Source organism: Exiguobacterium sp. BG5(2022), from assembly GCF_031844365.1.
GTDB lineage: Bacteria > Bacillota > Bacilli > Exiguobacteriales > Exiguobacteriaceae > Exiguobacterium > Exiguobacterium profundum.
The window spans coordinates 558,648-581,726 of sequence record NZ_JAUZVB010000001.1; the positions used below are offsets into that span (position 1 = coordinate 558,648).

Below are 23,079 nucleotides of genomic sequence, written 5' to 3' on the forward strand. Positions count from 1 at the left end.
GGACGAACCATGCTAGATGAATCAGCTTTAACACATATAATCGAGATGCTTGAGTCAGGTGAGACGGAACATGCACTCATGCATCTAGAAGAACTTGAGAAGGAAGGGTCGGATGATGACCGTTTAGCCATCGCCGACCTCTATTTAGAGTTAGGTCTTGCCGACCGGGCGACAGCTGTTCTCTCAAAACTATACGTCGACTATGAGGGAGACCCGAATGTCGCCCTATCGCTGGCGGAAGCGTACTTGGATAGTGACCGTGAAGAGGAAGCGATTGCCGTGCTTGAAAAAATCAAATCGGATGACGCAGATACGCAAGTGAGGAGCCTCGTCCTCCTCGCTGACCTGTATCAATCGCAAGGATTGGATGAAGTGGCAGTGAAGAAACTGATGGAGGCGCTCGAGAAAAATCCGGATGAACCTTTACTCATCTATGGATTGGCTGAATTGTATGCCTCTACCGGTTCATTTGAACAAGCCATTCCACTCTATGCGCGACTTCCGAAGATGAAGTTGCCGGTTGAAATCGACTATCAAGCGGATTACGCGGAGGCCCTCACGATGGTCGGATCGTTTGAAGAGGCGCTCGAAGAATATGAGCGGGCCACACATCGCGATTTGAACACTGTCTTCGGTCATGCGATGACGGCTCATCGGATCGGACGTGAGGAAGTGGCGATCAAGCAGTTCAAAGAGCTTCAGGCGATGGACCCAGACTTCACGTCGCTCTACTTGCCCTATACCGAGGCACTCGATGCAATCGGGCAAACGGAAGAGGCTATTGAGATCGTCGATCAAGGTATCACGCGCGACGATTATAATGATGAACTACGCCACGTCAAAGCAAGGCTGCTTCTCAAACTCGGAAATCGGGACGGTGCCATTAAAGAACTACGTGAGGCGCTCGTGTTAAATCCAGAGTCGTTACAAGCGACCGAATTGCTCTTGTCGATTTTATTTGAAGCAGGAGAATTCGATGATGTTCTCGAAACCATCGATGCACTCGAAGATCATACGACGTCGCCGCTCATGACATGGTACAAGGCGAAGGCGAAATATGAGCTCGAAGCGTACGACGAAGCGGTCAGTCTGTATGCCTCAATTGAGCCGATGATGAAAGAGGACGTGTCATTTGTGACGGAATGGGCTACACTGTTGATAGAGGAAGGTCGTAGACAAGATGCGCGACGTGTGGTCGAGCAATCGCTTGCATTGGTGGTCGACCTCGATGATCGCCAATTGCTCGAAGAACAGCTCGAACAATTGTCTGATGACGTAGAATGAATAAGGGAAGGGAATGAGGTCAGATGGTCGAGCGGAAACGTAATTTTTTGAAGCGATTCGTCGCTCATCATACGCTTCGGAAACGTGAAGCAAAGTGGATTCTTGACTATTGGTTAAGACATCCTGAAAAGCTTGGCAACGTTCATTTCGTGACAAACGCTTCGGTCTCACCACGAAGTCTCGTGATGACAGCGTACGGGTTTGACGGTGAACCGTTTCGATACCGACGGGGAGACCTTGTGACCATGAATCCTGAGAAGGCTTATCATGACATCCGTCTACACGATGGGCCAATCTATGTAGAGTTAAATTTTCAAGGTATGATGATTGATGAGAACTGGGTCGACATCGTCGAACAGAATCCGTTTGAACCAGTGGCAGAAGTGAGAGACGAAGTCTCTTCCTCTGCTCAAACGGTCATTCAAGCATCGGTTGCTCAATTTGAAGAAGAACGATTGCTGATTGAAATCGATAAAGCGCTCGACCGACGAGACGAGAATTTATTCCGTAATCTGACGACTCAACTTCATCAAGTGCGAGCATCTAAATTATTTTGAAAAAAACAAGCGCTTCCGTTCCGGTAGGCGCTTGTTTTTTGGTATATTAATTACGTAGGAATACACAATTATTTCACAGTTCGTTCATAACTTTGAAAGGTGAGCGAAGTCATGTACGCTACAATAGACATGATGAGATATGAAGGAGAGGAGGGAAAAGATGAGGTTCGATAGTCAAGGGGCACTCCGCTCGATTGCCGAACGACAATACGTCGATACGCTCATCGTTCCGCTCGCAGAATTGGCGTTTGGTGAGGATATGGTTCGCAAAGCCGAAAGCTATGAAGTGATTCATGCCGTCACGGCCGAGACAGAACGTCAATTATCTGGTCGAACGATGCTCAGCCCGACCATCAGTTACACCGATGTGGAAGCTGGTGTGAAGTTGGCGCAGGTTGTGGTGGCGAAAGCAAATTCATCCGGATTTTCTCACGTATTGTTTATCGCGTCAGACGTCCGTTTCAAAGCATTTGATTTGCCGATTTTGTTCGTACCGCCGCTCGCGCTTGGATCGATGTCAAGCGATCAAGCGCACACGATGGTCCAGAATTTTGCGACACAAGTCATCACGGAACTTTCGAGCCGTTGGATGGCGACATGAAGCGGTTGACGTAGAGGTTTTATTGATATACTATTTTGTTGAGTGAGAAATTTTTGTGAAGAATGCATAAAGAATTATGGGGTTATGCACACGAATGAGGGGGGAACGAAATGGCTCAAAATGGGTCAAAAGTCACGCGCCGTCAGTTCTTAACGTACACACTGACTGGAGTAGGTGGCTTTATGGCGGCAACATTGATCAGTCCGATGGTCAACTTTGCGATCGATCCGGTTTTGAAAAAAACTGGTGCAGGCGACAAAGTAAAAGTAATGAGTCTTGATGACATCACGACTGAGCCGCAACGTGTCGACTTTAAGAAACAAACACAAGATGCTTGGTATGAATTTGAAGAAACGCTTTCAGCATGGGTTTACAAAACAGATAGTGGCGAGATCATCGCACTTTCTCCGATTTGTACACACCTTGGCTGTCAGGTAGCATTCGCTGGTGATCCGACTCGTCCACAAGAATTCTTCTGTCCGTGTCACTTGGGACGTTACGAAAAAGATGGAACGAACATTCCAGGTACACCGCCGACAGCACCACTTGCACGTTATGAAAAAGAAGAAAAAGACGGCTTCCTATATTTAGGTAGTCCAGTCGCTCAGTAATGAGAGGGGGAACTAGCCGATGTTACAAAAAATTTATGACTGGGTCGATGAACGCGTAGACATCACACCGCTCTGGCGCGATATCGCAGACCATGAAGTACCGGAACACGTCAACCCTGCTCATCACTTCTCTGCATTTGTCTATTGTTTTGGCGGTTTGACGTTCTTTACAATCGTCATCCAGATCCTTTCAGGGATGTTCTTGACGATGTATTACGTACCAGATATCATCAACGCGCACGCGTCGGTGTATTATTTGCAAAATGAGATCGCACACGGACAAATCGTTCGTGGGATGCACCACTGGGGCGCATCTGTAGCCATCGTCATGTTATTCTTACATACGCTCCGCGTGTTCTTCACGGGATCGTATAAGAAGCCACGTGAGCTCAACTGGGTCGTTGGTGTTCTCTTGTTCTTCGTCGTCTTGGCGCTCGGACTCACAGGATACTTGCTTCCATGGGACATGAAGGCATTGTTCGCAACGAAAGTTACGCTTCAAATCGCTGAAAGTGTACCGGTTATCGGTGGTATTGCGAAGACACTTCTCGCTGGTGGTGAGATTGTCGGGGCGAGCACACTCGCACGATTCTTCGCAATTCACGTCTTCTTCTTACCGGCGGCATTGTTCGGACTGTTGGGAGCCCACTTCTTGATGATTCGTAAACAAGGGGTTTCTGGACCGCTATAAGCCGATTCGAGGAGAAAAAGGAGGAGAAACGATATGCATCGCGGTAAAGGAATGAAATTTGTAACCGACTCTCGAGTAGGAATCTCGAATCGGAAACAAAACATTGCAAAAGACTATTCAGAATACCCAGGACGCACAGAGGCGTTCTGGCCGAACTTCTTGCTTAAAGAGTGGATGGTAGGATCGGTCTTCTTGATCGGATTCATCGCTTTGACAATTGTCGAAGCACCACCGCTTCAAAATATCGCCGATCCAACGAACACGTCATACATTCCGTTGCCGGACTGGTATTTCTTGTTCTTGTATCAATTACTCAAATATCAATTCGCTGCTGGGGACTGGATCTTACTTGGTACAGTCATTATTCCAGGTTTGGCGTTCACGGCACTTCTCGTTGCACCATGGCTTGACCAAGGTCTCGAGCGTCGACCGGCGAAACGTCCAGTCGCGATCAGTTTCATGTTACTTGGAATTCTCTCGGTCTTCTACTTGACTTGGGAATCTGTTCAAACGACACACTGGGATCAAGTTCATGCACAAGGTGAGCTTCAAATTCCAGGTGAAGGTCCTGAAATCGATACAGCGGCTCCAGGATATGAGATTTATTCAGCTCAATCTTGCGTCAACTGTCACGGTCAAAACCTAGAAGGTGGAGCAGCGGCTCCAGCACTCGTCGGCACACAGTATACGGCTGAAGAAATCGCGGAAATCGCGGTCAACGGTGTCGGTACGATGCCAGCTGGTCAGTGGGATGGTTCAGATGAAGATCTCCAAGCCATGTCTGAGTTCATCGCTTCATACGGTGAAGGCGGCGAAAATAACAAGTAAGTCATCAAGTGTAGCCTGAATATCGGGCTACACTTTTTTACTTCTGCACGACGCATACGATAAACTGAAGAAAACTGAAGAAAAAGGATTGAGACAATGAACCCCATGTTTTTAAAACCGTTCTTGATGCATCGGATTGTATTGACTATTCTATTGATCATCAACTTGGGAGGGACGATTTACGGGTATATCTGGTACGAGCCTCAATTACGTGACACACCGTACATCTATTGGCTGTTCGTACCGGATAGTCCGACAGCATCATTCTTTTTTACGATTGTCCTCGGACTTTGGTTAGCTAACAAGCGCTCCCCGTTGTTCGAGACGCTGGCCTTCATCACGTTGATTAAATACGGGGTCTGGGCCGTGATTATGAACATCATGTATTTGGGCACGTTACCACCGGATGCGCCGACCTTGACCATCTTGATGGCCGTCATGTTGATGGTCTCTCACGGTGCAATGGCCTTACAGGCGCTCATCTACGCGCCATTCATGAAATGGACGGTCACCTCGTTTGTATGTACGCTAATTTGGGTAATTCATAATGACGTCGTCGATTATGTACTCGGTCAATGGCCACGTTATCCGTCACTGGCAGAACACATCATGTGGATCGGCTACGGCTCCTTTTGGTTGACAGGATTATGTTTTTTTATGGGATATGCCTTCGTCCTACGTCCATCGCTTGAAAATAAGGTCATAAGAATGTAAAATCAAATTATCAAATACATGCAGAGGTGAAATAGAAAATGTCATTAGGTGGCTATATTTTCTATCTTGCACTGATCATGCTCATCCCCCTATGGGCCCAGATGCGAGTGAAAAGTACGTATAAGCAGTTTTTGAAACAACCGCTCCAAAGCGGTGTCACAGGTGCACAAGTCGCTGATTTCATCATGAAACAAAACGGTGTGCACAACGTGAGAATCGAAATGGTCGACGGACTCATGAGCGACCACTATGACCCGGTCAATAAAGTCGTTCGTTTGTCTCGCGAAGTGTATCAAGGGTCGACAATCTCGTCTGCCGCGATTGCTGCGCACGAGATCGGTCACGTCATTCAAGATGCGACAGACTATAAGATGATGCGCGTCCGCCACAGCCTTGTTCCGGTCGTCAACATCACGTCGAACTTGTCGTTCCCATTGTTGCTCGGAGGATTCTTATTCGGGGCACTCGGGTTGGCTCAACTCGGTGTCATCATGATGCTCGGGGCGGTCGTGTTCCAGTTGATCACGTTACCGGTCGAGTTCGATGCATCGAAACGAGCGATGGCGCAATTGACGTCTCACGGAATCGTGACGGCGACAGAAGAGACAGGTGCACGGAAAGTGTTGAATGCCGCGGCTTGGACTTACGTCGCTGCAACGCTCGTTGCGGTTGCCGAACTTATTCGCTTGGCACTCATCGTCTTTATGCCGCGTGATGAATAGGATTGAATGGAATCCCGTCGGTAGGCGGGATTTTTTAATTTTTTGACGAAAGGAATTGTTGTCAATGAAACCGCAACTGACAGAGACAGGTCATCACCAATTGACAAATCGACTTGTGAGGCTAAAAAAAGAGCGAACGGATGCGCGTGAACGGATAAGGACGGCTCGAAAATTTTGTGATTTCCGTGAAGACGTCACCTATCGTGAAGCGGTACATGAATATGAACGGATCGAGGCGGATATTTTAGAACTGAATCACCTCCTTGATGACGCGATCATCGTTATATCGGAACGTTCGGAAGTCGTGACGTTCGGAAATCAGGTCGTGATTCGGGAAATGCAACAAGAAGAGACCGAGCGCTATCGAATCGTGAGTGAGGCAGAAGCGGATATAGAACGAGGAAGCATATCCGTGACATCGCCACTCGGTCGTCGTTTGATGGGTGCGACAATTGGTCAAACAATTCAAATCGAAACGCCGGGAGGTACGATTCAAGTCGAGGTGCTCCACATCGAACCATAAAAAATCGCCCGTTCATCCCTGTGAACGAGGCGATTTTTTTGCTTATTTCAAAGGCATCCGATTTTCATCGAACGTAAACCCTTCGCCTCCGACTTCATACACGTGATGGAACGTGACGAACGCATGCGGGTCGATTTGTTTGACGATTGTCTTCAAACGGTTCACTTCGTTACGGCCGACGACGACATATAAGACCTCGAGTTCTCGGTTCGAATAACCGCCTTTCGCGAGCAGTCGGGTCGTGCCGCGGTTCATCGTCGCATGAATACCGTCGGCGATAGCAGTGCGGTGGTCACTGATGATCATCGCCGCTTTACCGGCATACGTTCCTTCTTGCATCGAGTCGATGACGCGTGCCCCGATATAGACGGCGAGAAGCGTGTACATCGCCTCACGAATGTCGAGGTATGTCAAACTGAGGACGATGACAAAGAAGTCAAAGATGAGAAACGTCTTCCCAATCGACCATCCGAAATAGCGTTGTACGAGTCGTGCGATGATATCGACGCCGCCCGTCGTCCCGCCATTGTTGAAGATGATGCCAAGACCGACCCCGATGAAGAGCCCGGCGAACAGACTTGCGAGCACCATGTCATCTGTCAAGTCGATGACGAGCGTCGAATACTTGGCGATGAGTGCGTACCAAAGTGAAAAGGAAAACGTCCCGATGAGCGTATAGATGAAGGTCGTGCGACCTAACAACTTGTAACTCATGAAAAAGAGCGGGATGTTTAGTGCCAAGTTCGTGACAGAAGGTGAGATATCAAATAGTCCGCGGAGAATCAATGTGATCCCGGTGAACCCACCCTCGGCCAAATTATTTTGGACGTTGAAGTGATAAACGCCGAATGCAAAAATAAAAGAACCTATTAAGATAAAAATAATATTTCGAACACGAATCGGTAATTGTACCGTCATCAGGTTCACCTCCCCTTAGATAGAGTACTCGAAAAACAGTTCGATTGACTACCCTGAACATATGACATTCAGAAACGAGTCGGCTATACTTTTCAAAGAAGAGGTGATGTAGATGAAAGTAGTAGCCATCGGGGCACATCCGGACGATATCGAAATCGGGATCGCCGGCATGACCGCCCAATGGACGAAAGAGAAGACTGAGGTCGTATACGTCGATTTGACGAGAGCGGAACTTTCTTCAAATGGTGATGTAGAAACGAGACGACAGGAGGCAAGTGCGGCTGATGACGTGCTTGGTGTCCGTCGAATCAATCTAGGATTTAAAGACCGTGGGATTGACGGGGGAGAAGAGCAGCTCGAGGCAATCGTCTCCTTGATTCGCCGTGAGCGCCCAACCCACTTGCTCTATCCATATGAGGTCGACCGTCATCCTGACCATGCAGCCTGCGCCCATCTCGTGACAGAGGCGCTGTTTAATGCCGGGATCCGAAAGTACTTACCCGAACTCGAGGCATATCGTCCTGAAAGTGTGTACCAATATATGATCAATGCTCACGTCGAACCGGATGTGTGCGTGGATATTAGTGACACGATCGAAGTGAAGACACGGGCGCTTCAATGTTACGCGAGTCAGTTCACTCCGGTCGATGGAGTAAAGACACCGCTCACCGATGCATATGTGGAACGGGTCATCGCCCGTGAACGCCATTTTGGGAGCTTGATTGGAGTCGCCTATGCGGAAGGGTTGAAGCGCGTTCGACCATATGTCGTAAAACAGGCAGGTGAACTCGCATGACGTATCGGATTGGGATTCTTTGTTATCCATCTGTCGGAGGCTCTGGGATTTTAGCGACAGAGCTCGGGATGAAGCTTGCGGACCGTGGGCATGATGTCCATTTTATCACGAGCAGCATGCCGTTTCGTTTGAACGCCTATCACCCAAATATTACGTTCCATCAAGTCGAAATCAATCAATATTCGGTCTTTCGTTATCCGCCGTATGATATGACATTGTCAGCGAAGATTGCGAGTGTCATCCAATCGTTCGGTCTCGATGTCATCCATGCACACTATGCCGTACCGCATGCCGTTTGTGCTGCGCTTGGTCGTGAGATGGCGGGTGTGAAGACCCCGATCGTGTCGACGTTACATGGTACCGATATCACCGTACTCGGTGAGGACGAGGAACTGAAACCGGCCATTCTATACGGGCTGCGTCAATCGAACGCGATCACGGCGGTCTCTCATAGTTTGAAACGGGAGACAGAAGAGCGGATTGCCAGTGATTTGCCGATCCAAGTCATCCATAACTTCATCGATGAATCGGTGTATACGCCTCAATTCGACCCGACATTACGGGAACGGTACGGCTTGTCGGATGAGGACCGGGTCGCCATCCACATTTCAAACTTCCGTCCTGTCAAACGCGTCGACCTCGTTCTGGAGGCGTTCGATCAGATGGATGTGACGAATAAGAAACTATTGCTCGTCGGAGATGGTCCGCTCATGGGTGCGATGCGTCGACTCGTGACGGAGATGGGGCTTGAGGAGCAAGTCATCTTTGCCGGGAAACAAGAACAAGTCGCCGCACTTCTTGCAATCAGCGACGTTCACGTCCTGTTATCAGACAAGGAGGCGTTCGGTCTCGTGGCGCTCGAGGCGATGGCGACGGGTGTGCCCTCTGTCGTGAGCGATGCGGGTGGGCTGCCGGAAGTGATCACGGACGGTGAGGATGGTTTCGTCGTTCCTAAAGGGGATGCGAGCCAGGCCGCCTCTGCGATGGAGCGGCTCTTGACCGATCGTGAGCTACGAGAACGGTTCCGACAAAACGGATTGGTGAAATCTCGGCGCTTCGCCTCACAAGATATCGTGACCGAATATGAACGCTTGTATGAACAGGTGGTGACATCATGACGGAATGGGAATACGCAAAACAAATCATCGACACGATCGAACAGCATGGTGGCGAGGCGTATATCGTCGGTGGTGCTGTTCGGGATTATGTGCTCGGGAGTCTGCCCGATGATATCGATTTGGCGACGTCCCTCTTCCCGGAAGAGGTGATGGCGTTGTTCCCGAAGTCGGTTCCGACCGGTATCGAACATGGGACTGTCACGGTCATTATTGACCACCATCCGTTCGAAGTGACGACGTTCCGTTCGGAAGGATCGTATTCGGATTCGAGACGACCGGACCATGTCGCACTCGGGGTATCGCTTGAAGAGGATTTATTACGAAGGGACTTCACGATGAACGCGATGGCGTTCCATGATGGACGAGTGGTCGATTTATTCGGTGGTCAACATGATCTAGAAGAACGAATCATCCGAACAGTCGGCAGTCCATTTGAACGGTTCGGAGAGGACGCGCTACGCATCATGCGTGCGCTTCGCTTCATGTCACAACTCGACTTCACCTTACATGACGAGTTGCGGGAAGCAGCGAGCGGGCTCGGTCATAAGCTCGAACAAATTGCGATGGAGCGTATCGCGATCGAATTTGAGAAACTGTTGACGGGACCTGCTTACAAGAAAGCGCTAGGTGAAATGGTCGAGCTCGGCATTCATCGCTATTTACCGAACGTGACGACCGAACTGATGCAGCGTGTCCAAGAGGACGCTCGGATACCTGTGAACGCGGTCAGCGGATGGGCACTCTTTCTCTATCATGCACAGGATGACAGCTGGCTATCGCCATGGAAACGGTCGAACGCGATCAAACGGGAGGCGCGTACGCTTGCACTGCTCTGTGAGACGGGACTTGACCGGATGACGATTTATTCGACGGATGAACAGACGCTCTCCACTTATTTCCGGATGAACGGGGAGAAAGACCGTAGCCGTGAACTGAAACAGTCGCTCCCGATGACGTCACGAAAAGAGTTGAAATTTGACGGCCGGGACGCCTTAGCGCTCGGGGCACGAGGGGAAGCGATCAAGCATCTGTTAGACGACCTCGAACGACGCGTCATCTTAAACGAGTTACCGAACCATGAGACAGTATTGAAAGAGGAGGCGAAACGATGGCTTCAACGCGCGGGCGTGTTCTGACGCTATTACAAGATGGTGAAGTATGGAGTGGCCAAGAATTGGCCCGTCAATTAAATATTTCACGTACCGCTATTTGGAAACATATCGAAACGCTTAAGCAAGACGGTTATGCGATTCATACGATCCCAAGAAAAGGATACCAATTGCTTGAGCAAAGTGACCGATTCGATGAACCAGCGTTTGCGTCATATCGGAAGGGACGGTTCGGTCAAATCGTCCATGCGTTTGACCAAATCGACACGACACAACGAATCGCCCATGAGCTGGCGCAACAACACGTGCCAGAGGGGACGCTCGTCATGAGCGAGGAACAGACGGCCGGTCGCGGACAACTCGGTCGTAACTGGCACAATCCGAAGCACGTCAATATCGCGGCAAGTGTGATTTTAAGACCGGAATTACCCATTCGCGACGCATCAAAGCTGACCTTGATGGCGGCAAGTGCGTTTGCGAAAGCGTTGAATGCGCGGGACCTTGACGTGACAATCAAATGGCCTAACGATTTACTGTTAAATGGCAAGAAAATCGGAGGCATTTTGACGGAAATGCAAACGGAAGGGGACCGCATTCAAGCCGTCATTTTAGGGTTCGGAATGAATGTCAACGGCGATGACATTCCGACTGAGTTGGCGCACCGGGCGACCTCCCTTTATTTAGAGACCGGGACGAGGTATCATCGCAGTGAGTTATTGGCAGAACTATTGGCAGAACTCGAGACCGAATACGACCGATTCCTTGACGTAGGATTTGCACCGGTTCGCTTGAACTGGATGAAACATGCCGCCTATTTAAATGAGTCGATCACCTTGAGTGTGTCCCGGACATCGCGAACAGGTGTCATGCGAGGCATCTCGGAGGAAGGGGCACTGCTACTCGAAGTGGATGGAACGGTCGAACCGGTCTATTCTGCTGAGATTGCAGTGTGGAATGATTGATGAAAGCGAGACCATCGACTATACTTAATGTGTCGGACGCTATCAATTCTTGAAGTGTACCGCGCTTGCAGACTGTCACATTCAGTTGTCTGCCTTGATCATTATGACAGGGACAGAAGGACACTAACTCATGAAAACCATGAATTTGTTTTTCGTGCGCCTTCTTGCCATCTGTGTAAGAGGGCGTTTATTCTTTCCTGTCTCCACGTTAAGGAGGAGAAACAGATGCACACGATGACTACATTGTTAAAAAAAATGAACGAGCAAGAAAAGCTCGTCATGTTGACGGCATATGATTATCCGTCAGCCAAACTTGCCGAATCGGCCGGTGTCGATTTGATATTAGTAGGTGATTCACTTGGGATGGTCGTACTTGGTTATGATTCGACGATTCCGGTGACGATGGAGGACATGCTCCATCATTCGAAAGCGGTACGCCGCGGAGCACAAAATACGTTCGTTGTGGTAGATATGCCGTTTGCGTCATATCACGGAGACTTCGATCGGACGTTACAGGCAGCATCGCGTTTATTCCAAGAAGGCCGTGCGGATGCCATCAAACTAGAAGGGGCCGGTGACGTGCTTCATACGATTGACCGCTTGACACAAGTCGGCATGCCATGTGTCGCCCATCTAGGGTTGACCCCTCAATCGGTTGGCGTCCTAGAAGGATATAAAGTACAAGGGAAGTCCCTAGAGGCTGCCGAGACACTCCTTCAAGATAGCTTGGCTGCGGAACGTGCTGGCGCGAAGATGCTCGTCCTTGAGTGTGTCCCTCACCAATTGGCAAAACGGATCGCAGAAGAATTGACGATTCCTGTCATCGGAATCGGTGCAGGTGCAGATGTCGACGGCCAAGTGCTCGTCTATCATGACGTATTGAAATATGGGGTGGACCGTCTCCCTAAATTTGTCCAAGCGTATGCAGACGTGAATGAAGTGGCGACGGATGCTATCCGTTCTTATGTCGAAGAGACGAAGAACGGTCACTTCCCGTTAGAACGTCATACGTTCACAATGGATGAGTCGTTACTCGACTCATTGTATGGAGGAAATGGATGAAGATTGTATCGACCGTCGAAGAATTACGTATTGCCTTACCAACGAATCAAACGATTGGCTTCGTGCCGACGATGGGATATTTGCATGAAGGACATATGAGCCTCGTTGAAAACGCGCGACGGGAAAATGACGTCGTTGTCATGAGTATTTTTGTCAATCCGACACAGTTCGGACCGAATGAAGACCTCGACCGTTACCCCCGCGACTTTGAACGGGATGAGAAGTTGGCACGTGATGCGGGAGTCGATGTCTTGTTCTATCCGACGACGGAGACGATGTATCCACTTGACATGGCGCGTGTGACTGTCCGTCACGGGGCGGACGTATTATGTGGGGCGAGTCGTCCCGGTCATTTTGATGGTGTGTTGACAATCGTTTCAAAATTATTTAACCTTGTTCAACCGACACGCGCTTATTTCGGTCTGAAGGATGCTCAACAAGTGGCACTCATCGAAGGATACGTCCGAGATTATTTCGTTCCAGTCGAGATTCGACGCTGCCCGATTATTCGTGAGGAGACAGGACTAGCCAAATCTTCTCGAAACGTCTATTTGTCAGATGTCGAAACGGTAGAGGCGAGTCGGATTTTCAGCGCATTGACGATGGCGCGAGAGGCACTCGATACAGGTCAACAAGTTGATGAAGTAAAACGACAGCTGACTGAACGTTTGAACGAGATTCCGAACAGTCAAATCGATTACGTCGAGCTTGTCGATTACCCGACGCTCGGTGCCGTCTCGAGCGACTCGACCGAACTCTTGTTAGCGGTGGCCATTCAGTTTGAACGGGCCCGATTGATTGATAATGTGATTTGGAAGAAGGGATGAATCCAATGATTCGTACATTTATGCACGCAAAGCTTCATAAAGCAACAGTGACAGAAGCAAACTTACAATACGTCGGTTCAATTACAATCGATGAGGATTTGATGGATGCGGTCGGTATCATGGAGAATGAACATGTACACATTACGAACAACCATAATGGTGCTCGCATCGAAACGTATGTCATCAAAGGGGAACGCGGTTCAGGCGTGATTTGTTTGAACGGAGCGGCAGCACGTCATTTCCAGGTCGGTGATGTTGTCATCATCATGGCTTACGGTCAAATGACAGCGGAAGAGGCAAAAACGCATCGTCCGAAAGTAGCTGTGTTGAACGAACAAAATGAGGTCGATCAACTTCTTTACGAAGAGATTGCTCATACAATTTTGTAAAGGATTCGGGGGTGTCGGCAGAGGCATCCCCGTTTTTTCGTTATTCGTTCTATGGTAAGATGAGACAGACAGAAAGCACGAGCGTGCCAAAGATGGGATGGATGTTATGGACACGTATGTGATTGTGGATTTAGAGACTACGGGTCATTCCGTTAAGTCCGGAGATGAATTGATTGAGTTTGCGGCGGTCGTCGTACAAGAGGGTGAAGTGATAGAGCGCTACAGCACCTTGATTCGACCGAGTCGACCAATCCCACCTTTTATTACGCAATTGACAACGATTAGTGACGAAGATGTAAGTGATGCACCTACATTTGAAGATGTGATTCCCGACATTTGGAAAATGCTAGATGGACGGGTGTTTGTCGCGCATAACGTCGCATTTGATTTAACTTTTTTAAATGAGAGTCTTGAACAAGCGGGTTATCTTGCGTTTCAAGGGAGAGCCATTGATACTGTCGAATTGGCCCGCATCTTGTATCCGACTTTAGAGAGCCATGCGTTAGAAGCGCTATCGGATACGTTTGACCTCGTACATACAGACGCACATCGGGCACTCAGTGACGCAGAGGCGACAGCCGAGCTCTTCATCCGGATGTTCGACCGTTTACGCGATTTACCGATGGTGACGCTGAAACGACTTCGAGAGTTATCTGAGTCATGGACGAGTCATATCGAACCGTTACTCGATGAGATGATCCTTGAGGTCGGGATCCGTCCAGACGACGAAACACGTTTTGATATCCACCGCAAAATTGCGTTAAGGCGACCGGTGGATGCCTTCGTCCCGACGACAGAACGTGAACCGTTCGAGCCGTTCCTTTTGCGGACGATCGAAGAGACACTCCCTTCACTGTTTGAGCAGTTTGAACCGAGACAGAGTCAATTCGAAATGATGCGTCACGTCTACAAAGCGTTAGACGATGAGGAAACATTGTTAGTCGAGGCGGGTACGGGAACGGGTAAGACGCTTGCGTACTTGATTCCGAGTGCCCACCATGCCCTCGAGACGAAACGCCCGGTCGTCATTAGTACGCATACCATTCAATTGCAAGAACAGTTGTTAAATCGAGACTTACCTGTTCTTCGTCAGATTTTTCCTGAGATCGAATTCACGTTGTTGAAAGGGAGACGCAATTATATCGATTTGCGTAAGTTCGAGATGGTGCTCGACGAATCAAATGACGGTCTTTTGGCATCGATGTGTAAAGCGATGGTACTCGTCTGGCTCACAGAAACCGAGACCGGAGATTTAGAGGAACTCTCATTCCCGGGATCTGCGACACAAGGTCCTGCTTCATTCAAGCGTTTGATTCAAGCAGATGCTTCTAATGATTTTGGTCGATTCGACCCATGGTATAGCCGTGACTTTTTCACGAAAGCCGTGTTGCGCTCGAAAGAAGCGGACCTGATTGTGACCAATCATGCTTTACTGTTCTCGGATTTACAGCATCAGGCAGGCATTTTACCGACGGACACACCTCTCGTATTAGACGAGGCCCATCAAGTCGAGGAAGTGGCCTCGCATCATTTCGGTGTGACATTTGATGCGATTCAATTTGACCGTCTCTTCAAATGGTTCGGCTACGGAGCGGATGGCAAATTCCATTCTCGCATCATCCAGTTAGCCGATTTGACATCAGTAACCGAAGAGGCTGAGGCATTCAGTCAACAGATCGATTCTGCCCTCGCTCGGGTCGAAGAAGAACTCGAAGATCTTCTGACGTCCCTTCAATCGTTAGGTAAGAAAAAAGAACCTCGACAAACGGTTCGTTTCGAACGGGAAGGGGCAACGTTTAGACCAATTCGAGAAGTGGCCAATCGACTCGAGGACAAACTGCGAACGTTGCGGACGTCACTCCGACATCTCCATCGACTGCTCGATGAACGTAAAGAACATATGACATTCAAACAACGCGCACTTCTTGGTGACTTAAAAACGTTGATTGGAGACGTGCGCGAACTCGAGAGTGTCATCTATGAGACGATGCTGACACGTGACGATGATGCGGTCAGCTGGGTCGAACTGAATTTAGGGAATCGGAAATTGACCTCGGTATACACGCAGCCCGTCGAAATCGGACCGCTGTTGCATGAACGTCTGTTTAAGAAGCGACCGACAATCTTAACATCAGCGACGATGACGGTCTCAGGGAAGTTCAGCTTTATGGAACGACGCCTCGGATTAGAAGGAGAACCGGTCCGAAGAGTCGTCTTACCGTCGCCATTCAACTTCAAAGAACAGGCCAAACTGTTTGTACCGTCGGACTTCCCGTTGATCAATGAAGTGCCGCTCCCTCAGTTCGTCGATCAGACAGCCCAGTCAATTGTCCAAATCGCGAACGTGACGAAAGGAAGGATGCTCGTCTTGTTCACATCGAACGAATTGCTTCGACTCACTTATGAACAAGTCAAAGACCATCTTGACCCGTCTTATACACTTCTCGCACAAGGTGTGAGCGGTGGCTCACGTAGCCGCTTGACGAAACAGTTCAAACGGATGGAACAGTCGATTCTCTTTGGAACAGCTAGCTTTTGGGAAGGTGTCGATATTCCGGGGGATGCGTTGACATGCCTTGTCATTGTAAGACTTCCCTTCGCACCGCCCGACCAGCCCATCATGCAAGCTCGTTCTGAGAAAATTGAAGCGATGGGGAAATCACCGTTCTTTGAGTTATCCTTGCCCCAAGCGGTCATTCGCTTCAAACAAGGTGTCGGTCGATTGATTCGATCGAAAGGGGATTATGGTGCCGTCTTCGTGTTCGACCGGCGTGTGGAGACGACGCGTTACGGCAAACAGTTCATCAACAGCTTGCCTAAAGTTGACCGGATTGAAGGAACGCTTGAAACGTCGTTATCCGAGTTAGAGTTGTTCTTAGACGAGAAGGAAAAGTCTGTGGCACGAAATGACAGATAACGCTAGGCATCACGATATTATCGTTTTATAATGATACGTATAGTGTTTTTGGAGGAGGAGTCAATATGAACTCGAATATTGAGACGCTGGCGAGCGTGCGCATCGAACCGACTGCGGACGTCTACAAAATTGTCGACTTATTGAATCGGACCTTAAAGAGTCAGGATTTAATGTTCGGTTTGTCACTTGAGAAGAAAGTGAATGATCCGAAGAAGGAAGAGATGGTCTTCACCATCTATCGTACAGAATGACCAGAAAGGCAAAATGGATCGTCTCATTACTGGCGGCACTGATTGGTGTCGTCCTTGTCTTTAGCGTGATGTATCGATTCACCATCGGTCATACAGAGAATCAAAAAGAAAAGCTCGTCGAAACGGCGATGGTACGATTGACTGAAGAATCTCCAGACGCGAGAGTGGGTCAGGGAGAACTGTTCAATGGGACAGAGGCATATGTCGTCTTCCCAGAAGTAGACGGGAAGTCCATTTGGTTTGTCCCATTGGATAAAAAACTGGAGATCGAGCAACGAGAAATCGGTGAAGTGGACGCTACTGACGTCTGTTCGAAGTCGGTTGAGGAGACAGGCGGACAACTGGTCAGCTGTAAGGTTGGTTTTGACGAACGGGCACTCATCGAAGTGGTCACGAAAGCGGATGCGTCTTATACGTATTCGTACTATACGCTTCAGACCGGAGAATTTATTCGACGGGTCCAATTGACCGATCAAATGTAATGAATTAGAGGGGGATTATGATGGAACATCTATTAGCGAAACGTGTAAAGCAACTCACGCCATCGACTACTTTGGCGATTACAGCTAAGGCAAAGGCACTCAAAGCTTCAGGTAAAGATGTCATTGGTCTCGGCGCGGGTGAACCTGATTTCAACACACCAGAACGAATCATCGACGCTGCTTGTCAAGCCGCTCGAGATGGAGACACAAAATACACGCCATCTGGCGGGACAGTCGCGTTGAAGGATGCCATCATTGAAAAGACGAAACGCGATAGTGGATTGTCGTTCGAACGCAACGAGGTGATGGTTGCTTCAGGTGCGAAACATGCCCTATACGCTCTGTTCCAAGCTATTTTAGATGAAGGGGACGAAGTGATTGTCCCAGCCCCATACTGGGTCAGTTACCCGGAACAAATCAAATTAGCGGACGGGGAACCTGTCTTGGTCGACACGAATGAAGAGACGTCATTTAAATTGACGCCAACGCAACTCGAGAATGCGATTACAGCTCGTACAAAGGCCGTCATTTTGAACAGCCCATCTAATCCGACGGGAATGATTTATACGAAAGAGGAGCTACAGGCACTCGCCGATGTCGTTCTTCGACACAATCTTCTCGTCGTTAGCGATGAAATTTATGAAAAATTGATTTACGGTGATGCGTCGTTCGTATCGATTGCGACCCTTCCGAATATGCGTGAGCGGACAATCATCATCAATGGGGTCTCGAAATCTCACGCGATGACAGGTTGGCGAATCGGGTATGCCGTTGGTGATGCAAAAATCATCGGCGCGATGACGAACTTGGCCTCACACTCGACATCAAACCCGACATCTGTCGCACAAGCGGCTGCGGTAGAAGCGTACAATGGACCACAAGAAGATGTGGAAATGATGCGTCAATCGTTCGAGGAACGACTTGAAATCGTCTACGACCGTCTCGTCAAAATCCCTGGCATCACTTGTTTGAAGCCACAAGGTGCATTTTACTTATATGCCAATGCGAAGGTCGCGGCCACAGAAAGTGGCTATGACACCGTCGATGCTTGGTGTGAAGCTGTTCTTGAAGAAGCAAACGTGGCACTTGTGCCTGGTTCGGGCTTCGGACAAGACGATTACGTACGATTATCCTATGCAACTGAATTAAAACGCGTATTAGAAGCGCTCGATCGAGTAGAAGAATTCGTTACGGAGCACGCTCGATAAGCGAAAGGATGGAAAAGAATATGACAACTATTTCGATTAACCAATTTAAAGATTATGAAGGCCAATCGGTCCGTGTAGGGGCCTGGATTGCCAATAAACGTTCAAGTGGTAAGATTGCTTTCCTTCAATTACGTGATGGAAGCGGTTTTGCTCAAGCAGTCGTTGTAAAAGCTGACGTGGCAGAAGAGTTATTTACGTTAGCCAAAGGGATTACTCAAGAAACTTCGGTTTGGGTCACAGGGAATGTCAAATCTGATGGCGGGCGTACACCACTCGGATTTGAATTGGAAGTGACAGATTTAGAAGTGATTGCGGAATCGATTGATTATCCAATCACACCGAAAGAACACGGAACGGAATTCTTGATGGACAACCGTCACTTATGGCTCCGTTCACGTCGCCAACACGCGATTATGAAAGTTCGTAACGAAATCATTCGTGCGACATATGAATTCTTCAACAAAGAAGGATTTGTCAAAATCGATCCGCCAATCCTTACGAGCAGTGCTCCGGAAGGGACGACAGAATTGTTCGAAACAGATTATTTCGGTCAATCAGCCTACCTTTCTCAGACGGGTCAATTGTATATGGAAGCAGCGGCGATGGCCCTCGGAAAAGTATTCTCGTTCGGTCCAACGTTCCGTGCGGAGAAATCAAAAACACGTCGCCACTTGATTGAGTTCTGGATGATTGAGCCGGAGATGGCATTCGTCGATCATGACATGAACCTTGAGATTCAAGAGCAATACGTCGCATACATTGCACAGGCAGCACTTGCGAACTGTAAAAATGAACTGGAACTGCTTGGACGTGACCTTGAGAAATTGGCACAAGTACAAGCGCCGTTCCCTCGTGTTCGTTACGAAGATGCCATCAAGTTCTTGAAGGCAGAAGGATTCGACGACATCGAATACGGTGATGATTTCGGTGCACCGCACGAGACGGCGATTGCCAACGCACATGATCAGCCGGTATTCATCACGCATTGGCCAAAAGAAATCAAACCGTTCTACATGAAAGTAGACCCTGATAATCCAGAACTTGTTCTGTGTGCGGACTTGATTGCACCAGAAGGATATGGTGAAATCATCGGGGGATCTCAACGTGAGGACGACTACGATCGTCTAAAAGAAGAGATCATCAAGGAAGGTCTCGACGAAACGGATGCGTATGATTGGTACCTTGAACTTCGTCAATACGGTTCGGTCCCACACTCTGGTTTCGGACTTGGTCTCGAGCGTACGGTCGCATGGATCAGTGGAATCGAGCACATCCGTGAAGCGATTCCGTTCCCACGTCTTTTAAACCGAATTCACCCTTAACGATTAATCGGGGAGGACATGGTGTCTTCCCCGATTAATGTGTCTTAGAAAGGAAGTGCGACATGGATGCACATCAATTGATTCAATTATTCGAGCAAAGTCCGGTCGTCATTCCACGAAAGCTGTTCACCGATGCGAGACGCCTCGATTTGTCACCCGTCGAGTTCAGTCTGATCGTCCATCTTCTAGAAATGACTGGAGAAGGCATCGTCATGCCGCTCCCGAGTGAGCTAGGGAAACGATTGAATGTTTCAGAGAATGAGGCGCGCTCAGTGCTACTTGGTCTGTTGCAAAAAGAGTTGATCGCGATTGACGCTTCAAGTGATGGCGAGCGATATAGCCTATTGCCACTTTTCGAAGCGTTACAAGGGGAAGAGAAAGTTGCGCCACAGCAGACACTGAATGAGAATATCATTCATACGTTTGAGCGGGAATTTGGAACGATCACCCCGTTCGAGATTGAACAAATTGTCGGCTGGATGACGGAAGATGGCTTCAGCGAAGAACTCATCATGGCCGCACTTCGTGAAGCGAAACTTCGAAACGTGCGAAACTTCAAATACATGGACAAAATCCTGCGCGTTTGGCAAGACCATCATGTCGAATCGCTCGAGGATGTCGTGGAATATCAACGGAGGAATAAGTGATGTTGACGCGAGCACAATTACAGGAAGTGTCAGATACGATGAAGCAGATGTTCCCAGACGCTCATTGCGAGTTGACGCATCAAAATCCCTTTGAATTGGTCGTCGCGGTCGCGCTCTCCGCACAAGCGACGGATGCGCTCGTCAACAAGGTGACACCAGGATTGTTTGAAGCGTTTCCGACTGTCGAGGCGATGGCTGCGGCTGACGTGTCTGAGATTGAGGCATTGATTAAACGGATTGGTCTGTACCGTAACAAAGCGAAGAATGTAAAAGCACTCTCAGAAAAAATTGTGAACGAGCATGGGGGGATTGTCCCTTCTGACCGAGCATCATTAGAGGCGCTCCCCGGAGTCGGTCGTAAAACAGCAAACGTCGTCCTTTCTGTTGCATTCCATGAACCGGCGTTTGCGGTTGACACACATGTGGAACGAGTTTCCAAGCGTCTCGGTATTTGTCGCTGGAAAGACAATGTTCGACAAGTCGAGGATACATTAATGAAAAAGTTTCCACGCGAGGAATGGTCACAACTTCATCATCAATTCATCTTCTTCGGACGATATCATTGCAAGGCACAACGCCCAGGCTGTGAGGCATGCCCACTGTTGCATATGTGCCGAGAAGGAAAGAAACGAATGAAGTCACAGAAAGTCACCACATAAAAAACGCATCGACACGCAATGTGTCGATGCGTTTTTGCTTAATGATTCCAAGGATGGTCGCTCCATTCGCGACGTTTTTTCGTGATTGGCACTTTTTTGAAGCCCCAGTTTCGGAAATCTTGGTCCGGACTTTCTTTACGGATGTAAATTTTGTCCTTAATGGCTTTAAAGATTCGGTTCTCGTCCCCATAATGGACGAACCGTGGTTTCACTTCAATCACGCCACGACGAACGCGAGAAAGTGGCAGACAGACGAGGTCAGCGATTTCTAAGCCAGATTGATACATCGTGTTCTGCTTCTCAGAGAAGATGAAGCCTTTAATTTTTTGACGGCTCTTTTCGACGTCTAAATGAACGGTACCTGAGTTGAAAATATCAAAGAATGCTTTTTGAATCAGTAAGTTCTGATAATCGTCTCGGGATTCTAGGACGACACGGGCACTTACTGCCTCTGTTTCTTCTAAAAACGCATAGAATGACTTCATCAGGTGAGCGAATGCGACGACATACGGATCTTTTGGCGTCGAATAAAAGTCATGAAGCTTTTGTTTATCGACCTCGACACTGACGATTGTACAGTCGATTCCTCGCAAAAATTCAGGGAGTTTATCCCAAAAGTCGCGCAACATATCAATCGTGATCCCATCTTCTTTTCCGTAAGGATGTTCCGCTTTTAAAATTTCTTTTAAATGAAGTGGGATATGCTCCGTTTTGAACACATCTCGTTTGAACGCCTGAAGACGTCGTTTCAATTCACACGGTAATCCAGTCTCGTCTGCATCGATTGAGTACTTATATTCCATCAGCACGCCAGTCAAGTTAAATTGCGTATTTCCCTTCGGTGTGCCTGTTTCGTCGACGAACATGACATACTTCTTTCCACTTTCCATCCAATCCCTCCAAAACGGCTTAACAGTAACGTCTTTAAGCACCCTATTTTATTTCCAAATGATAATTTGGTCAATCTATTGCACAGATATTGCACATTTTTTTTAGAATGACATCAATGAGGTTTATCGGTGTGTCATCTTGGATAAACAGTAGAAGTGCTATTATCATAGAAAAGCAATCGAATCATACATAACGAGAGCTTTTCAATTTGGATACACAATCGCTTACATACTAGTTTAACATACGGGAGTTTGGTACGATATGTGTTGCGGTAATTCCACACAAGTGTCGACCGACAGAAGTCGACAATCAGACCTGAGACGGAAGGAACGAGTGGACCGACCTGTTAATATGTATGTATGGGGTGACGACATTGTTCCATTATCCAAACGGTAAAAAGGCAAACGTGACAAAGACAACAAAGGGGGAAGGAATTTCGAAGCAATCATCGAATTCTCAAACCTATGCGAATCGCGGAATGAACTTGGAGACGCTGTTAAATGAAACGAATGAGTTTTATCGGATTCATCAACGAGCCGTCATCCACAAAAAACCAACCCCTCTCCAAATCGTCAAAGTCGACTATCCGAAGCGAAGTGCCGCCAAAGTAACGGAAGCCTATTTCAAACAGGCATCTACGACCGATTACAACGGTGTTTATCGTGGTAGGTACATTGACTTTGAAGCGAAAGAAACGAATAATAAGACATCGTTTCCGCTCGGCAATTTTCATGACCACCAAATCGCCCACATGCGTGAGTGTGAACGTCATGGAGGGATTTGTTTTGTCATCATCCGCTTTAGTCGCTATAATACGCAATATGTATTGACCACCGAGCAACTTGTTCAGTGGTGGGAACAACGGTTAACGGGGCGCAAATCGATTCCGCTCAGCTTTATCGAAAAGGAAGCGATTGAAGTTCCGACGAGAGCCTTGCCGTCGATTGATTATTTGACGGTGCTCGATCAATGGCTCGATTGAATAGAAGG

Annotated in this window: 26 protein-coding genes; 24 read left to right on the plus strand and 2 right to left on the minus strand. The window is 48.4% G+C overall.

The genetic code is table 11. The features are described from left to right. Positions 1-9: 9 nt before the first annotated feature. The 9 genes from Q9R25_RS02860 (at position 10) to Q9R25_RS02900 (ending at position 6,531) form a co-directional block, all read left to right on the plus strand. Positions 10-1,284 carry a tetratricopeptide repeat protein gene (locus Q9R25_RS02860; RefSeq protein WP_311282759.1) on the plus strand — a complete coding sequence of 425 codons (1,275 nt, stop codon included), beginning with the start codon at positions 10-12 and terminating at the stop codon, positions 1,282-1,284. 23 nt (positions 1,285-1,307) lie between these two features. After that, the gene (locus Q9R25_RS02865; RefSeq protein WP_015881475.1) at positions 1,308-1,841 is read left to right on the plus strand and encodes a ReoY family proteolytic degradation factor; all 534 of its coding nucleotides are present in this window, start codon (positions 1,308-1,310) and stop codon (positions 1,839-1,841) included. 160 nt (positions 1,842-2,001) lie between these two features. Continuing rightward, the gene (locus tag Q9R25_RS02870) at positions 2,002-2,442 is read left to right on the plus strand and encodes a DUF2487 family protein (protein ID WP_311282760.1); all 441 of its coding nucleotides are present in this window, start codon (positions 2,002-2,004) and stop codon (positions 2,440-2,442) included. Positions 2,443-2,552: 110 nt separating this feature from the next. Beyond that, positions 2,553-3,053 (plus strand): QcrA and Rieske domain-containing protein, encoded by a 501-nt coding sequence (locus Q9R25_RS02875; protein ID WP_159562133.1) that lies wholly within the window; start codon positions 2,553-2,555, stop codon positions 3,051-3,053. A gap of 19 nt (positions 3,054-3,072) precedes the next feature. Beyond that, the gene (qcrB, locus tag Q9R25_RS02880) at positions 3,073-3,744 is read left to right on the plus strand and encodes a menaquinol-cytochrome c reductase cytochrome b subunit (RefSeq protein ID WP_015881478.1); all 672 of its coding nucleotides are present in this window, start codon (positions 3,073-3,075) and stop codon (positions 3,742-3,744) included. 33 nt (positions 3,745-3,777) lie between these two features. Next, positions 3,778-4,572: a menaquinol-cytochrome c reductase cytochrome b/c subunit gene (locus Q9R25_RS02885; RefSeq protein ID WP_015881479.1), complete on the plus strand. Its 795-nt coding sequence runs from the start codon at positions 3,778-3,780 to the stop codon at positions 4,570-4,572. 96 nt (positions 4,573-4,668) lie between these two features. Next, positions 4,669-5,286 carry a DUF1405 domain-containing protein gene (locus Q9R25_RS02890; RefSeq protein ID WP_159562134.1) on the plus strand — a complete coding sequence of 206 codons (618 nt, stop codon included), beginning with the start codon at positions 4,669-4,671 and terminating at the stop codon, positions 5,284-5,286. 38 nt (positions 5,287-5,324) lie between these two features. Further along, complete coding sequence (locus tag Q9R25_RS02895) at positions 5,325-6,008, plus strand: zinc metallopeptidase (protein WP_074037177.1); 684 nt, start codon at positions 5,325-5,327, stop codon at positions 6,006-6,008. 64 nt (positions 6,009-6,072) lie between these two features. Further along, on the plus strand, positions 6,073-6,531 hold the full coding sequence (locus Q9R25_RS02900; RefSeq protein WP_264092426.1) for a GreA/GreB family elongation factor: 459 nt from the start codon (positions 6,073-6,075) through the stop codon (positions 6,529-6,531). Between the two features lie 42 nt (positions 6,532-6,573). Here Q9R25_RS02900 and Q9R25_RS02905 read toward each other — a convergent pair whose 3' ends face one another. Continuing rightward, positions 6,574-7,449, minus strand: coding sequence for a YitT family protein (locus tag Q9R25_RS02905; protein WP_026826157.1), 876 nt, complete (start codon positions 7,447-7,449; stop codon positions 6,574-6,576). 112 nt (positions 7,450-7,561) lie between these two features. On the opposite strand from Q9R25_RS02905, the gene bshB1 reads away from it, so the two are divergent. The 14 genes from bshB1 to nth all read left to right on the plus strand — a co-directional run bounded on the left by bshB1 (position 7,562) and on the right by nth (position 21,198). Next, positions 7,562-8,245, plus strand: a complete 684-nt coding sequence (bshB1, locus tag Q9R25_RS02910; RefSeq protein WP_015881484.1) for a bacillithiol biosynthesis deacetylase BshB1 — start codon at positions 7,562-7,564, stop codon at positions 8,243-8,245. Further along, positions 8,242-9,363, plus strand: a complete 1,122-nt coding sequence (bshA, locus tag Q9R25_RS02915) for an N-acetyl-alpha-D-glucosaminyl L-malate synthase BshA (RefSeq protein ID WP_214783040.1) — start codon at positions 8,242-8,244, stop codon at positions 9,361-9,363. Before bshB1 ends, bshA begins: the two co-directional genes overlap by 4 nt. Beyond that, entirely contained in the window at positions 9,360-10,499 is a 1,140-nt protein-coding gene (locus tag Q9R25_RS02920) for a CCA tRNA nucleotidyltransferase (RefSeq protein WP_311282761.1), read from the plus strand. The genes bshA and Q9R25_RS02920 overlap by 4 nt, the downstream gene beginning before the upstream one ends. Continuing rightward, positions 10,472-11,434 (plus strand): biotin--[acetyl-CoA-carboxylase] ligase, encoded by a 963-nt coding sequence (locus Q9R25_RS02925; protein WP_074037172.1) that lies wholly within the window; start codon positions 10,472-10,474, stop codon positions 11,432-11,434. The genes Q9R25_RS02920 and Q9R25_RS02925 overlap by 28 nt, the downstream gene beginning before the upstream one ends. Before the next feature lie 225 nt (positions 11,435-11,659). Beyond that, entirely contained in the window at positions 11,660-12,496 is an 837-nt protein-coding gene (gene panB / locus Q9R25_RS02930; RefSeq protein WP_311282762.1) for a 3-methyl-2-oxobutanoate hydroxymethyltransferase, read from the plus strand. Continuing rightward, a complete protein-coding gene (gene panC / locus Q9R25_RS02935) occupies positions 12,493-13,323 on the plus strand; it encodes a pantoate--beta-alanine ligase (protein WP_214691026.1) in 831 nt (276 codons plus the stop codon). The genes panB and panC overlap by 4 nt, the downstream gene beginning before the upstream one ends. A gap of 5 nt (positions 13,324-13,328) precedes the next feature. Further along, positions 13,329-13,712 carry an aspartate 1-decarboxylase gene (gene panD / locus Q9R25_RS02940; RefSeq protein ID WP_311282763.1) on the plus strand — a complete coding sequence of 128 codons (384 nt, stop codon included), beginning with the start codon at positions 13,329-13,331 and terminating at the stop codon, positions 13,710-13,712. Positions 13,713-13,818: 106 nt separating this feature from the next. Beyond that, a complete protein-coding gene (dinG, locus tag Q9R25_RS02945; RefSeq protein WP_311282764.1) occupies positions 13,819-16,629 on the plus strand; it encodes an ATP-dependent DNA helicase DinG in 2,811 nt (936 codons plus the stop codon). 65 nt (positions 16,630-16,694) lie between these two features. Next, entirely contained in the window at positions 16,695-16,880 is a 186-nt protein-coding gene (locus tag Q9R25_RS02950; RefSeq protein WP_015881492.1) for a YpmA family protein, read from the plus strand. Further along, positions 16,877-17,362, plus strand: a complete 486-nt coding sequence (locus Q9R25_RS02955; RefSeq protein ID WP_074037168.1) for a hypothetical protein — start codon at positions 16,877-16,879, stop codon at positions 17,360-17,362. Before Q9R25_RS02950 ends, Q9R25_RS02955 begins: the two co-directional genes overlap by 4 nt. Positions 17,363-17,382: 20 nt before the next feature. Continuing rightward, a complete protein-coding gene (locus Q9R25_RS02960) occupies positions 17,383-18,570 on the plus strand; it encodes a pyridoxal phosphate-dependent aminotransferase (protein ID WP_074037167.1) in 1,188 nt (395 codons plus the stop codon). Positions 18,571-18,590: 20 nt separating this feature from the next. Beyond that, positions 18,591-19,892 carry an asparagine--tRNA ligase gene (gene asnS / locus Q9R25_RS02965; protein ID WP_215244025.1) on the plus strand — a complete coding sequence of 434 codons (1,302 nt, stop codon included), beginning with the start codon at positions 18,591-18,593 and terminating at the stop codon, positions 19,890-19,892. Between the two features lie 62 nt (positions 19,893-19,954). Then, a complete protein-coding gene (locus Q9R25_RS02970; RefSeq protein ID WP_015881496.1) occupies positions 19,955-20,539 on the plus strand; it encodes a DnaD domain-containing protein in 585 nt (194 codons plus the stop codon). Beyond that, positions 20,539-21,198: an endonuclease III gene (gene nth / locus Q9R25_RS02975; protein WP_074037165.1), complete on the plus strand. Its 660-nt coding sequence runs from the start codon at positions 20,539-20,541 to the stop codon at positions 21,196-21,198. Before Q9R25_RS02970 ends, nth begins: the two co-directional genes overlap by 1 nt. Before the next feature lie 38 nt (positions 21,199-21,236). On the opposite strand, the gene Q9R25_RS02980 is transcribed toward nth, so the two are convergent. Then, positions 21,237-22,088, minus strand: coding sequence for a DUF3800 domain-containing protein (locus Q9R25_RS02980; protein WP_035387865.1), 852 nt, complete (start codon positions 22,086-22,088; stop codon positions 21,237-21,239). 356 nt (positions 22,089-22,444) lie between these two features. Between Q9R25_RS02980 and recU the strand changes: the two genes are divergently transcribed. Then, positions 22,445-23,071 (plus strand): Holliday junction resolvase RecU, encoded by a 627-nt coding sequence (gene recU, locus Q9R25_RS02985; RefSeq protein WP_015881499.1) that lies wholly within the window; start codon positions 22,445-22,447, stop codon positions 23,069-23,071. Positions 23,072-23,079: the final 8 nt, after the last annotated feature.